The organism is Micromonospora sp. NPDC005087, from assembly GCF_042872965.1.
GTDB lineage: Bacteria > Actinomycetota > Actinomycetes > Mycobacteriales > Micromonosporaceae > Micromonospora.
This window is the reverse complement of the sequence record NZ_JBIALB010000005.1, coordinates 178,746-192,210: the sequence shown is the minus strand read 5'-3', so window position 1 is coordinate 192,210 and position 13,465 is coordinate 178,746. Positions and strand designations below refer to the sequence as shown.

Annotated in this window: 12 protein-coding genes and 1 tRNA gene; 8 read left to right on the top strand and 5 right to left on the bottom strand. The window is 71.9% G+C overall.

The window, feature by feature from the left end; translation table 11 throughout:
• Positions 1-40 precede the first annotated feature (40 nt).
• Positions 41-126: transfer RNA gene (locus ACFYPS_RS14740), tRNA-Leu, on the bottom strand.
• A gap of 207 nt (positions 127-333) precedes the next feature.
• Here ACFYPS_RS14740 and ACFYPS_RS14735 point away from each other — a divergent pair.
• Genes ACFYPS_RS14735 through ACFYPS_RS14700 form a run of 8 tightly spaced genes read left to right on the top strand, consistent with a single transcriptional unit; the run spans position 334 to position 10,091 of the window.
• Complete coding sequence (locus ACFYPS_RS14735; protein WP_074315673.1) at positions 334-1,122, top strand: DUF3662 and FHA domain-containing protein; 789 nt, start codon at positions 334-336, stop codon at positions 1,120-1,122.
• 6 nt (positions 1,123-1,128) lie between these two features.
• Complete coding sequence (locus tag ACFYPS_RS14730; protein ID WP_088959602.1) at positions 1,129-1,614, top strand: FHA domain-containing protein; 486 nt, start codon at positions 1,129-1,131, stop codon at positions 1,612-1,614.
• The gene (locus ACFYPS_RS14725) at positions 1,611-3,089 is read left to right on the top strand and encodes a PP2C family serine/threonine-protein phosphatase (protein ID WP_354966408.1); all 1,479 of its coding nucleotides are present in this window, start codon (positions 1,611-1,613) and stop codon (positions 3,087-3,089) included. Before ACFYPS_RS14730 ends, ACFYPS_RS14725 begins: the two co-directional genes overlap by 4 nt.
• A gap of 30 nt (positions 3,090-3,119) precedes the next feature.
• Entirely contained in the window at positions 3,120-4,610 is a 1,491-nt protein-coding gene (locus tag ACFYPS_RS14720; protein WP_354966409.1) for an FtsW/RodA/SpoVE family cell cycle protein, read from the top strand.
• A complete protein-coding gene (locus ACFYPS_RS14715) occupies positions 4,607-6,112 on the top strand; it encodes a peptidoglycan D,D-transpeptidase FtsI family protein (RefSeq protein WP_387324791.1) in 1,506 nt (501 codons plus the stop codon). Before ACFYPS_RS14720 ends, ACFYPS_RS14715 begins: the two co-directional genes overlap by 4 nt.
• A 1-nt stretch (position 6,113) precedes the next feature.
• Positions 6,114-7,529, top strand: coding sequence for a protein kinase (locus ACFYPS_RS14710; protein WP_354966411.1), 1,416 nt, complete (start codon positions 6,114-6,116; stop codon positions 7,527-7,529).
• Positions 7,526-9,355: a Stk1 family PASTA domain-containing Ser/Thr kinase gene (pknB, locus tag ACFYPS_RS14705; RefSeq protein WP_354966412.1), complete on the top strand. Its 1,830-nt coding sequence runs from the start codon at positions 7,526-7,528 to the stop codon at positions 9,353-9,355. The genes ACFYPS_RS14710 and pknB overlap by 4 nt, the downstream gene beginning before the upstream one ends.
• Before the next feature lie 31 nt (positions 9,356-9,386).
• Positions 9,387-10,091: an ElyC/SanA/YdcF family protein gene (locus ACFYPS_RS14700; protein WP_354966413.1), complete on the top strand. Its 705-nt coding sequence runs from the start codon at positions 9,387-9,389 to the stop codon at positions 10,089-10,091.
• A gap of 30 nt (positions 10,092-10,121) precedes the next feature.
• On the opposite strand, the gene ACFYPS_RS14695 is transcribed toward ACFYPS_RS14700, so the two are convergent.
• From ACFYPS_RS14695 to ACFYPS_RS14680, 4 genes are read right to left on the bottom strand one after another with little or no spacing between them, the layout of a single operon-like run.
• On the bottom strand, positions 10,122-10,772 hold the full coding sequence (locus ACFYPS_RS14695) for an aminodeoxychorismate/anthranilate synthase component II (protein ID WP_354966414.1): 651 nt from the start codon (positions 10,770-10,772) through the stop codon (positions 10,122-10,124).
• A gap of 2 nt (positions 10,773-10,774) precedes the next feature.
• On the bottom strand, positions 10,775-11,059 hold the full coding sequence (locus tag ACFYPS_RS14690) for a hypothetical protein (RefSeq protein ID WP_387324787.1): 285 nt from the start codon (positions 11,057-11,059) through the stop codon (positions 10,775-10,777).
• 4 nt (positions 11,060-11,063) lie between these two features.
• Complete coding sequence (locus ACFYPS_RS14685) at positions 11,064-12,593, bottom strand: class E sortase (protein WP_387324784.1); 1,530 nt, start codon at positions 12,591-12,593, stop codon at positions 11,064-11,066.
• Positions 12,590-13,393 carry a DUF881 domain-containing protein gene (locus ACFYPS_RS14680; RefSeq protein WP_354966417.1) on the bottom strand — a complete coding sequence of 268 codons (804 nt, stop codon included), beginning with the start codon at positions 13,391-13,393 and terminating at the stop codon, positions 12,590-12,592. The genes ACFYPS_RS14685 and ACFYPS_RS14680 overlap by 4 nt, the downstream gene beginning before the upstream one ends.
• Positions 13,394-13,465: the final 72 nt, after the last annotated feature.

The window sequence follows — 13,465 nt, the reverse complement described above, 5'->3', positions numbered from 1 at the left end:
TATGACGGAAGGGCCCCGCATTCTGCGGAGCCCTCGTCGTTGGTGGGGATGGGGGGAGTTGAACCCCCACGCCCTTTCGGGCACACGGACCTGAACCGTGCGCGTCTGCCATTCCGCCACATCCCCGTGGCACAACCCGGAACACTCTAGCCGCCCCGAGCCCACTGTCTCCAGCAGGCCCCGGAGATACTACGCTGTCCCCGGCGCTCGCCACGAGCGGTTACCGTTCGTGGCGGACGAAAGATTAGCACGGGAGACCCGGCCCATCCGAACGGGCCGGTAGCAGGCGGCCGAGCGGCGTGTGAGCTGCGCGCGCGCCGGCCGGATACCATCATGTCCTCGGGACCCGAGGAGGAGCCGGTGAGCGTGCTGCAACGCTTCGAGAAGCGTCTGGAAGGCCTGGTCGAAGGGGCCTTCGCCAAGGTCTTCAAAGGGGTGGTCCACCCCGTGGAGATCCTCAACGCCATGCAGCGGGAGGCCGAGGCGCACAAGGCGATCCTGGCCGGTGGGCGCACGTTGGTGCCCAACCGCTACGTGATCGATCTCTCGCCGTTCGACCACAGTCGTCTGGCGCCGTATGCCGCCGCGCTGGCCCAGGAGCTGGCCCAGTCGCAGGCGGAGTTCATCGGCGAGCAGGCCTGGACGGTCTACGGCGACGTGATCGTCGAGATCGAACGGGGGGAGGGCCTGGACACGGGGATGTTCCGGGTCACCGCCGAGGTCTACACCGGCGGCGAGGTCGCCCCGGTCTCAGCACCCGGCTACGACGCCGGCCCGCCCGCCTACCCCGCGTACGACCAGGGTGGCGGCTACGGTCCGCCGCCCGGGCAGGGTGGCGGCCGCAACGTGCGGCTGGTCTCGGGCGACGGGCGCACCTATCCCCTGCAGATGGGGTCGACGGTGATCGGTCGCGGCGACCAGGCCAACCTGCGCCTGCCCGACGTCGGCATCTCCCGGCGACACGCCCGACTGGACTTCGACGGCGGCCAGGTCGTGCTGACCGATCTGGGGTCGACCAACGGCACCATGGTCAACGGCCAGCGGGTCTCCGCGGTCGCCCTCAACCCGGGTGACATGGTCCAGCTCGGCACCACGACGCTGACCTTCCGCGTGGACGGCTGACCCGCCTTGCCGGAACTGGTCATCACCGTCGCCCGGTTCGGGTTCCTGATCCTGTTGTGGATCTTCGTGTTCACGGTGGTCGGTGTGATCCGCCGGGACCTCTTCGCGGGGGCCCGGTCCGGTCGTCTGGTGGCGGCGCCGCGTGCGGTGGGCGCCTCGACGGGGCAAGCGGCCAAGCCAGCGAAGGTGAAGCGGGGCAGGGCGGCACACCAGCTGGTGGTGACCGCTGGCCAGCTGGCCGGCACTCGAATCACTCTCGGTGAAGCGCAGATCACCATCGGTCGGGCCGAGGACTCCACCCTGGTCATCACCGACGACTACGCCTCCGCGCGGCACGCCCGGCTCGTGCCGCGTGAAGGGCAGTGGTTCGTCGAGGACCTCGGCTCGACTAACGGCACGTACCTAGATCGCGCTAAGGTCACCGGACCAACCCCCGTCCCCCTCGGCGTGCCGATCCGGATCGGCCGCACTTCCCTCGAATTACGGCCATGACTCTGACCCTGCGCTATGCGGCCCACAGCGACCGCGGTCTGATCCGAGACGGCAATCAAGACTCCGTCTACGCCGGGCCGCGGCTACTCGCCGTTGCCGACGGCATGGGCGGCATGGCCGCCGGTGACGTCGCCAGCAACATCGTCATCGGTGCCATGGCGCCGCTCGACGAGGACGTCCCGGGGGACGCTCTCGTCGACGCGTTGCGTTCGGCCGTGGGCACCGCCAACCAACAACTCCGCGACACGGTGGACGCCAACCCGCAGTTGGAGGGGATGGGCACCACGCTGACGGCGACCCTCTTCTCCGGCAGCAAGCTGGGGATGGTCCACATCGGCGACTCGCGGGCCTATCTGCTGCGCAACGGTGAGTTCGCGCAGGTCACCAAGGACGACACCTACGTCCAGATGCTCGTCGACGAGGGTCGGATCAGCGCCGAGGAGGCGAGCAGCCACCCGCAGCGGTCACTGCTCACCCGGGCCCTGGACGGCCGGGACATCGACCCGGAGTACTCGGTGCGCCAGGTGCTGCCCGGCGACCGCTACCTGATCTGCAGCGACGGCCTCTCGGGCGTGGTCAGTGCCGAGACCATCGGCGAGACCCTGCGGGAGTACGCCGACCCGCAGCAGTGCGTCGAGCGGCTGGTGCAACTCGCGCTGCGCGGCGGTGGGCCGGACAACATCACGGTGATCATCGCGGACGCCACGGATCAGGACATCGTCGAGGCGACCCCGATCGTCGGCGGCGCCGCCGCCCGCGACCGGGGCATGGCCACCTCCGCCGACGACTCCACCCCGGCCGCCCGGGCCTCGGCGCTGTCCGCGCCGCGCCCGGCCGCGCCCGAGGAGCCGCCGGCGGCGGACGACGAGCAGGAGCCGAAGCGCCGTCCGGTGCGGGCCACCGCCATGGCGCTGGCCCTGCTGGTGATCCTCGGCGGCGGGCTCTTCGCCGGCTGGACCTACACGCAACAGCAGTACTACGTGGGCGCCACCGAGGAGGGCCAGGTCGCCGTCTTCCGTGGCATCCAGGGTCAGATCGCCGGGATGGACCTCTCCACCGTGCATCGCACCAGCGGCACCCGGCTGGACGACCTCACCGTGGCGGCGCAGGACACCGTCAAGGTGGGCATCCGGGCCAAGAGCGAGCCGGATGCCGAGCGCCAACTCGCCGAGCTGACCAGCGACATCCCGAGCAACCCCAACCTGAAGCCGATCTGCCCGGCCGACCCGACCGCCGTGGTTGGCGCGACGCCGACGCCCACGCCGACCCCGACGCCGGCCGGGACGACGCCGGCACCGAACGGCAGCCCCAGCGCGAAAGCGTCGGTGACCCCCACCGGGGTCGTCAGCGCAAGCCCGACCACCGGTGCGACCGCCGCTGTCGGCGTGACCGATCCGACCACCACACCCGACGCCACGCCCTCCGACTCGACCACGCCAGGGCTCGACCCGGCCGGTTGCCGGTCTCCCGAGTGAGCGTCAGCTGAGATCCCGAGGACTCCACCCGTGACCGTAGCGGCCACACCGGCACCCTCGCCCGCCACCACGGGCGGGGAGTCCGGCGTACGCCTGGCCCGGTCCCGACGCAACGCCGAACTGTCCCTGCTGCTGCTCGCCATGGTGCTGGTGGCCGCGTACGGGGCGACCGTCGAGGCGAACCTGCTGGACACGGTCACCCCGGACTTCTGGATGCCCGCCGCCGCCCTCGGCGCGGTCTTCCTCGGCCTGCATCTGGTCATCCGGTTCCTCGCCCCGTTCGCCGACCCGGCGCTGCTGCCGGCGGTGGCGCTGCTCAATGGCCTCGGGGTGGGCTTCCTGCGCCGGATCGACCTGGGCGAGGCCCCCGTGGCCGACCGGGAGAGCCTGGCCATCTTCGCGGGGCAGGGCGGGCGCCAGCTGGCCTGGACGCTCCTCTCGGTGATCCTCGCCGCCGGTCTGCTCGCCATCATGCGCGACCACCGTTCGGTCTCCCGGTACGCGTACACCCTGGGCCTGGCCGGCATCGTGCTGGTGATGCTCCCGGCGGTGCTGCCGCGCAGCATCTCCGAGAAGAACGGCGCCAGACTTTGGATCGATGTCGGCCTGTTCTCCATCCAGCCGGGTGAGTTCGCCAAGCTGGCACTGCTGGTGTTCTTCGCCTACTACCTGGTGCGCAAGCGCGAGGTGCTGTCGCTGGCGAGCCGGCGTTTCCTCGGCATCGACTTCCCGCGTGGGCGCGACCTGGGCCCGGTGGTCGTGGTCTGGCTGATCAGCCTCCTGGTGCTGGTCTTCGAGAAGGACCTGGGCACCTCGCTGCTCTACTTCGGCATGTTCGTGGTGACGCTCTACATCGCCACCGAACGGGTCAGCTGGCTGCTGATCGGTCTGATCCTCTTCTTCGGGGGCGCCTACCTCGCCTACGTCCTGGGCTCGACGATCGGCGGGCCGTTCGCCAACTTCTACGTGCGCGCCGAGATCTGGTTGGACCCGTTCGCCGACCCGACCGACAAGGGCTACCAGCTCGTCCAGGGCCTGCTCGCCCTGGGCACGGGCGGGCTCTTCGGCGCCGGGCCGGGCGGCGGTCAACCGGACATCCTGCCCGAGGTGCAGAACGACTTCATCTTCGCCGGCATCGGTGAGGAGATCGGCCTCTTCGGTCTCTCCGCGCTGCTGGTGGTCTACCTGCTGATCGTGGAGCGGGGCCTGCGTGCCGCGCTCGCGGTGCGGGACTCGTTCGGCAAACTGCTCGCCGGCGGTCTCGCGTTCACCCTCGGCCTGCAGGTCTTCGTGATCGTCGGCGGCATCAGCAAGCTCATCCCGCTCACCGGTCAGACCACCCCGTTCCTGTCCGCCGGTGGCTCGTCGCTGATGGCCAACTGGCTGCTCATCGCGGTGCTGCTGCGGGTCTCCGACGGAGCCCGCCGGCCGGTCAGCGGGAGCGGTGGCAAGGCTGCCCGGCCCACCGGCGGCCCGCCGGAGCAGCTGCACGGTGCTCCCACGGAGGTGATCAAGCCGTGAACGCACCCCTGCGCCGTGTCGGCGTCGTCGTCATCGTCCTGTTCGGTCTGCTCTTCGCGAACCTCAACTGGATCCAGGCGTACAAGGCCGACGAGTACCGCACCAGCGACTACAACGGTCGGGTCCAGGTCGCCGACTACAAGCGCAAGCGCGGCAACATCGAGGCCGGTGGCACGGCGGTGGCCACCAGCAAGGAGACCACCGGCAAGCTGAAGTTCCTGCGCTCCTACCCGGGCGGCGCCAAGTACGCCCACGTGCTCGGCTACAAGCCGGTCAACCTGGCGGACCAGGGCATCGAACGGGTGGAGAACGACTTCCTGGCCGGCACCAGCGACCAGTTGATCGGCGACCGGTTCAAGGACATGTTCACCGGCGACCAGACCGGTGGCGGCAACGTGCTGCTCACGCTCTCCAAGCGGGCCCAGGACGTGGCGTACGACCAGCTGCGCAACAACCAGGTGGGTGTGAAGAAGGGCGCGGCGATCGCCATCGACCCGCGCACCGGCGCGGTGCAGGCGCTGGTCTCCATGCCCAGCTTCGACCCGAACCCGCTGACCGTCCACGACAGCACTGAGGCGGCGGCGGCGTTCAACAAGCTGGATCAGGACCCGGACGGCCCGCTGAAGAACCGCGCGCTCTCCGAGACGCTGCCGCCGGGCTCCACCTTCAAGATCGTGGTGGCCGCGGCCGCGCTGGAGAACGGGATCAGCAAATCCACCTCGATCCCGGCCGGGTCGAGCTACACCCCGCCCACTTCGGGCAGCCCGATCCGTAACGCCCACCCGTCGATCTGCCCGAAGTCGCAGGTCACCCTGCTGGACGCGGTCACCGAATCGTGCAACACCGGCTTCGCCCAGCTCGGCGTGCGGCTCGGCGCCGACACCATCAAGGAGAAGGCCCAGCAGTTCGGCTTCGAGCAGGACGACCTCACCGTCGGCCAGCTCGGCGAGGACGGGCTGCGCACGGCGGCCAGCCGGACCGGAGACATGCAGAACCCGGACGGAAGCACCGACCCGGCCGCACTGGCCCAGTCCTCGATCGGCCAGAACAACGTCCGGATGACCCCGCTGGAGGGGGCCATGATCGCCGGGGCGGTCGCCAACGGCGGCAGCCAGATGCGGCCGTACCTGGTCCGGCAGCTGCTCGCCCCGGACCGGACCACCAGCTACTACACCGCGAAGCCGCGGGAGCTGCGCCAGCCGGTCAACGGGCAGGTCGCCGGCGACCTCCGCGACATGATGGTCAGCGTGGTGCAGAAGGGCACCGGCCGGAACGCGGCGATCAGCGGCTACACGGTCGGCGGCAAGACGGGCACCGCGCAGTCCGCCCCGGACCGGCCCGACCACGGCTGGTTCATCGGGTTCGCGCTCGACAAGAACGGCACCCCGGTCTCCGCGGTCTGCGTCGTACTGGAGCAGGCCGGCAGCGGCGGCAGCTCCGAGGCGGCCCGGATCGGCGGTCAGATCATGCGGGCCGCCATCGCCGACCCGGGGGGTCGCTGACATGCTCAGCCCCGGCGTCCAGCTCGGCAACCGCTACCGTCTCGACGAGCGGATCGCCAGCGGCGGCATGGGCGACGTCTGGCGCGGCACCGACCAGGTGCTCGGCCGGACGGTCGCGGTGAAGAGCCTGCTCCCCGCGCTGCTCGACGATCCGGACTTCGCCGAGCGGTTCCGCGGCGAGGCGCGGACCATGGCCACCATCAACCACCCCGGCGTGGTGGACGTCTACGACTTCGGCAACGACCAGCAGATCGCCTTCCTGGTCATGGAGTACGTCGAGGGCGACGCCCTGTCGTCCACGCTGAGCCGGGTCGGCCGGCTCACTCCGGCCCGGACGATGGCCCTGGTCGCGCAGGCCGCGGACGCGTTGCACGCCGCGCACGAGAAGGGCATCGTGCACCGCGACGTGAAGCCGGGCAACCTGCTGGTCCGGCCGAACGGCACGCTGGTGCTGACCGACTTCGGTATCGCCCGCTCCGACATGGTCGGCCAGCTCACCGCCGCCGGCTCGGTGCTCGGCACCGCCTCGTACATCTCACCGGAGCAGGCCACCGGTGGCGTGGCCACCCCGGCCTCCGATGTGTACGCGCTCGGCGTGGTCGCCTACCAGTGCCTGGCCGGGCGGCGACCGTTCGAGGGCGACAACCCGCTCGACATCGCGATGCGACACGTCCGGGAGACGCCCCGACCGTTGCCGGCGGACATCCCGCCGCAGGTCCGGGCCGTGGTGGAGCGGGCGTTGGCCAAGGACCCGGCAGCCCGCTGGCCCAGCGCCGCCGCCCTCGCCGGGGTCGCCCGCCAGCTCAAGGCCGCGCTCTCCCAGCAGGCCAGGGCCGGTGGCAACTCCGGGCCGGTCTCCGCGGCGCCGGCGTCGCCCGCCGCACCCGGTCGGGCCCAGGTGCCGTCCGCGCAGCAGCTTCGCCCGCCGGGCGCCCCGCACCGACCGCCGGTCGCCGGGCAGCGGCCGACCGCCGTCGCGCCGGCCCAGCAGCCCCGACCCACCGCCGTCGCGCCGGCCGTCCCGCACGCACGCCCGCCCGTCAGCCCCGCCGGTTACCCGCGCGGCGCCGCCGCGGTGCCGCAGGCACCGGTCCGGCAGGAGTATCAGCAGGCGTACGCCCGGCAGGCCGGCCCAGCGCTGCCGGCACCCGATCCGCGCCGGTCCCGGCCCGGCATGGTGCTCCTCGCCATCCTGCTGGCCGTGCTGGTCCTGCTCTGCTCCGGCGTGATTTCCTACAACCTGCGGAAGCAGTCGCAAGCCGGTGAACCCGGTGCGCTGGCTCCGCACACCGTGACGTCCGGCGTGCTGCGGCTCGACGGACGCGACGATGCGACCCGGACGTCGTACCGTCTTGAGGTACGGCTCCAGCCGGACGACGGCGGGACGATGACGAGCGAAGGACGACAGACGCGATGACAGCGCAGGCCCGCCTGCTCGGTGGCAGGTACCAGGTCGGCGAGCTGCTCGGCTACGGCGGCATGGCCGAGGTGCACCGCGGTCGCGACCTCCGGCTCGGTCGGGACGTCGCGATCAAGATGCTCCGCACCGACCTCGCGCGGGACGCGACGTTCCAGATGCGGTTCCGTCGGGAGGCGCAGAACGCGGCTTCGCTCAACCACCCGGCGATCGTGGCGGTCTACGACACCGGCGAGGAGACCGCGCCGACCGGTGAGACGTTGCCGTTCATCGTCATGGAGTTCGTCAACGGACGGACTCTGAAGGAGGTGCTCGGCGCCGAGGGCCGGTTGCAGCCCCGCCGGGCGCTGGAGATCTGCGCCGACATGTGCGCGGCGCTGGAGTTCAGCCACCGGCACGGCATCATCCACCGGGACATCAAGCCGGGCAACGTCATGCTCACCCAGACCGGCCAGGTCAAGGTGATGGACTTCGGCATCGCCCGGGCGCTGGCCAGCGGTGCGACCACCATGACGCAGACCAGCGCGGTGATCGGCACGGCGCAGTACCTCTCCCCGGAGCAGGCGCGCGGTGAGGCCGTGGACGCCCGCTCCGACGTGTACGCGGCCGGCTGCGTGCTCTTCGAACTGGTCTGCGGGCACCCGCCGTTCGTCGGGGACAGCCCGGTCAGCGTCGCGTACCAGCACGTGCGGGAGACGCCGCCCACGCCGAGCGACATCAACCCGGACGTCAACCCCGCGGTCGACGCGATCGTGCTCAAGGCGCTGTCCAAGAATCCGCTCAACCGCTACCAGAGCGCCGGCGAGATGCGGGCCGACCTGCTCCGCGCCGCCGCTGGCCGTCCCGTGCTGGCCACCCCGGTGATGCGCGAGGCGGAGACCGTGGCGATGGCTCCGGCCGGCGGCGGCGGTGGCTACCCGCCCGCCGGCGGTGGGCCGCAGACCCGCCAGATTCCGGCCCGGGTCGGCGACCCGCGCCAGCGCAAGGCGTCCTCCTTGCTGATCGCGACCTTCAGCGCCGTTGGCGTGCTGGCGGTGATCGCCCTGGTCGCCGCCCTGCTCTGGAGTCAGCAGCCGGACAAGAATTTGAAGTCGGTCCCCACGCTCACCGGCAAGAGCCAGGAGGCCGCCTTCGCCGAGATCCGCAGCCTCGGCTTCCAGCCGCAGGCCGGAGACCAGGTGCTGAACGGCACCTGCGAAAAGAACACCGTCGTCACGCAGATTCCGGAGGCCGGGACGCAGCTGCGGGAGAACGGCACGGTGACCGTCCAGGTGTGTGGTGGCAAGCCCGAGGTGGTAATCCCGAAGGACCTCGTCGGCTCGAAGTACGACTCGGTCAAGGCTCGGCTTGAGGGCCTGGGCTTGAGGGTCAAGCCCAAGCCGCGCGACGACAAGGAGAGCGAGGGCATCGTCCTGGACGTGTCGCCGACCTCCGGGACTCGGGTGGCCGAGGCTACCGAGGTGACGGTCACCTACTCCAAGGGCAACATCCGTGGCGTTCCGGACGTTCGTGGTTCCTCCCAGGAGGCGGCCGAGGAGGAGTTGAAGCGGGCGGGCTACAAGGTCAACGTCGATCTCGGCGACCTTGTGCCCGCAGCGGAGGCCGGCAAGGTGACCGACCAGAACCCCAGGCCGGGCACGCAGTTGGCCCAGGGGAAGACGGTGACGATCATCGTCTCCCAGCCGGAGCCGGAGAACGAGACTCCGAGTCCGCCAGCGACGCCGACGCCGACGCCGACCGCCACGCCGACCAAGCCGGGCGACGGTAACGGTGGCGGTTCCGGGCTGCCGTTCCCTCCCCCACCCACTCGGCTCAACGAGCAGTAGACCCGGTGGCTCGGGCTCCGGGACCGTCCGCGTGACCGCCGCCGAAGCTTCGGTGACCGGCCCTCCGGGTCGCGAGCGTCGGTGGCGGCGAGGCCTGACCCGGGTGGTCGCCCTGGGGCTGGTCGCGCTGCTCCTCGCCAGCCTTCCGTGGCTCTGGACGACGATCTCCGCGCGCGGTCACGTGTACGACGAGGCCGACGCGCCGGCCGCCGACGTGGTGATCGTTCTCGGCACCGCCGTGGCGGCTGATCGAACTCGACCTGGGGACCGGCTGGCCGGCCGTCTGGAGACCGCCGCCGAGTTGGTGAACAGTGGGCGGGCCCGGGTGGTCCTCGTGTCAGGCGACGGGGGTGGCACGTCGGGTGACGAGCCGGCCGTGATGACGTCGTACCTGACCGAGCTCGGTGTCGACCCGCGTCGCGTGGTGTCCGACCCGTTCGGCCTGGACACCTACGACAGCTGTGCCCGGGCGCGCGAGGTGTACGGGGTCGAGCGGGCCCTGATCGTGACCCAGTCCTACCACGTGTCCCGGGCCGTGACGCTGTGCCGGCACCTCGGCCTCGACGTCGACGGAGTCACGGCCCGCTGCACCGGTTGCGGCCCCGCCCTGCTGGTCGAGAAGTCGGTCCGGGACTACTTCGCCAGTGGCAAGGCGGCCTGGGACGCAGCCCTGGGCCGGGCACCGGCAGTGCGCTCGCCCGCGAGTCCCGCGGTCCAGGACGCGCTGCGGGGCTGAGCGTCCGGTTTGAAGTCGGCCTGGCCGGCGTCAGGCGGTGGCGAAGGCGGCGCGGCGGCGGGCGTCGACCTCGGCGGCCAGCTCCGGGGCCCGCTCCAGCGCCTCTGGGTGACCGCAGCCGGCCAGCCAGTTGGCGAGCATCAGGTGGCCGCCCTCGGTGAGCACCGACTCCGGGTGGAACTGCACGCCCTCGATCGGCAGCGTCCGGTGCCGCATCGCCATCACCACGCCGGAGCCGGTCCAGCCGGTCACCTCCAGCTCGTCGGGGAGCGTCTCGGGCAGTACGGCCAGTGAGTGGTAGCGGGTGGCGGTGAACGGGTCGGGCAGACCGGTGAGCACGCCGACCGACTGGTGCCGTACCTCGGAGGTCTTGCCGTGCAGCAGTTCGGGCGCGCGGGTGACGGTCGCCCCGAACGCCTCGCCGATCGCCTGGTGGCCGAGGCAGACGCCGAAGATGGGCAACTCGCCCGCGTACTCCCGGATGACGTCCAGGCAGATGCCGGCGCGGTCGGGACTGCCCGGCCCGGGTGAGAGCAGGATGCCGGCGGCACCCACCCTGCCCACGTCGGAGACGTCGATCTCGTCGTTCCGGCGGACCTCGCAGTCCACCCCGAGCTGGCCCAGGTATTGCACCAGGTTGAAGACGAACGAGTCGTAGTTGTCGATCACCAGGACGCGCATGGTCACCTGCTCGGCGAGGGCGGCGCGGAGTTGTTCCGGTCGGTGTCGTACGGCAGCTCGTGCTCGTCGCCGGCCGGGGTCTCCCCGGTCACCGCGTCGCCGCTGCCCGGTTCACCGGGTACGCCGGAGTCCTGGGTGACCTGCACGTCGTCGAAGGGCAGCAGCGGCTCGGCCCACGGGAAGGCCACGTACCAGAGCAGGGCCACCGCGGCGGCGGCGAGCAGCACCGAACCGGTCAGCTTGCCGGCCAGGCCGAACGGCAGTTTGCGCCAGATGAACGCGTACATCGGGTCAGCCTCCCAGCTCCGCCGGGCGGCCCGCTGACTTGGGTTGGGTCCGGTCCAGCTCGGCGTGGATGATCAAGCGCTGGTAGTTGTCGAACTTCGGGTTGCAGGTGGTCAGGGTGAGCATCCGCCGGGTCGGCTTCTTGTCTGGATCACCGGGGACCGGTGCCACCACCTCAACCTGCGTCGGCCTGACGATCCGGGTCTGCGACACCCGATAGACGTACCAGTCGGTCTTGCCCTCGACCACGATCGCGTCGCCGTCGTCCAGCTCGTCCAGCCGCCAGAAGGTGGCCCGGTTGCGGTGGCCGGCGACGGAGAAGTTGCCGACCTGTCCGGGCAGCGCGCTGGCCGGGTAGTGGCCCGGGGCGTACCGGATGTCGGCCTGGGTGACGCCCTCGACCACCACCCAGTTCTTGTCGAGCTTGGGGATGTAGAGGCCGGCGATGGGCTTGCCGCGAACCGGCGGCGACGGTTTGACGCTCGGGGTGGCCGACGGGACGACCGTGGGGTCGTCGGTCGGGCCCCACGCCTGGGCGAGTTGCTGGCTGAGGTCGTTCTGGTGGGCGTCGACGATGGCCGACTTGCCCCAGACCTCGTAACCCGCGAAGAGCAGCACCACGAGGCCGAAGGTGATCAGAACCTCGCCGGTGAGCCGGACGCCGGTGCGGAGCCGGGACGCGAGCGAGGGGCGGGTGAGCTCCGAGTAGACGCTCTTGTAGCCCTCACCGGTCTGGTGGGGCCGGAGTTGGACCACCCGCTCGCCGCGTCGGGGCCGCGGTGGTTCGGCGGGACTGTCCGCGGCGCCGGCCGGCTCGTCGGTGGCCGCGGTGCGGGGGACGGCACCCATCAGCGCCGTGGAGTCCATGGCCGGCGGGCGGGACGAGGGCCTGGCGGGCACGGCCGGGATCAGCGCGGTGGCGGCCGGGTCGGCGGGGCGGTCCGGCCCGGCCGGGGAGCCGGTTGCGCGCGTGGGTCCGACCGTGGGGATGAACGCGGTGGGCGCGTCCACACCGGCGGCCGGCGGGCGGGCGGTCGGGGCGGTCGGCGGCGCCGGCGGCCGGATGGGGGCGTTGTCGGGTGCGGCCGGCCGGACCGGTCCCTGGTCGGGTGCGGTCGGTCGGCCGCCGGTGGCTGCGGGGGGACGGACGGGCCCGCCGTGCGGGCCCGACCCGGCCGGGGTGGCACCGGGCCACGGCGGAGGCGCTCCGGTGCCCGGGTGAGTCGGGGTCCGCTGCTGGTCGGGCCGGCCGGCGTTCGGCTGGGCCGGGCGGTCGGCGCGCGGGAGGTTGTCGGCGCGGCCGGCCGGCGGCGGCGCCCCGTCGCCCCGGGGAGGCCCGGGGGCGGCCGGCGGTTCGGGTACGGCCGCTGGGCGCGTCGCCCGGGGTCGGGCGGGCAGCATCGGATCGGGCCAGTTGCCGGCCAGGCCGGGCCGGTCAGCTCCGCGCTCGGGCCGGTCGACCTTGGGTAGGAACGCCGTCGGTTCGTCGGCCTGGTCCCGGTGTCGCCCGTCGCGCCGGTCGTCCGGGCCGCTCACCGGGGCACCGTCGCCGAGCGCAGGGCGGTCGAGTCCTCGAATGCCGGGACTGTCACCGCGGAGACGGTCTCCTTGTATCCGAGTTGGTAGTCGTCGACTGCGTCCTTGAACAACCGGACTCCCTCAGAGCTGGCGAGGGCCTGCTGGAGGGCAGCGGGATCGCCGATTGCTACGATCTTGAACGGTGGGGAGTACACCCGCCCGTGGAGCAGCAGGGTGTTACCGACGCAGCGTACCGCGCTGGTCGCCAGCACGCGGACGTTCATGATTGACATGGCCTCCGCCCCGCCGGCCCAGAGCGCGTTGACCACCGCCTGCACGTCACCCTGGTGCACCACCAGGTCGTCGTTGCTGGCGTCCGTGGGGGTCTGGTCGGTGCGTCGCGGCGCGTCGTTCAGCTCCACCGTCACCCCGGTGCCGGTCAGCTTGGTGAACCCGGCGGCCTGGAGGCTGCCCTGGGCGCGGTCCTGCTGAGCCTTGATCGGGCTGTCCGAGTCGGCCAGCGCGTCGGTCCGCTCCTCGACCTCGTCGCGCAGTGTGGCGGCCCGGCGCTCGCTCGCCGCCACCTGCTCGCGGCGGTCCTCGATGAGCTGGTTGAGCTGGGGCCGACGGTCCTCTCGTAGCGCGGTGCCGCCGGCCGTGGTCGCGGTGGTGGTGAAGAGCAGCCCCGCCGCGGCGGCGATCAGGGGCACCCCGATCGACCAGCCCGGTCGGCGTTGACGCGGTCGCCGGGGCAGCAGCCCGGCACCGGCCCGTCGAAGGACCTTCTGCCAGGAGGCGGCGCCGGATGTGTACTCCACCGAGCGTTCCTTCCGCGTTTCGGGGATTGGTCCGCCCCGGCCGGGCCGGTGATGCGAACAGTCCCGCCTTTT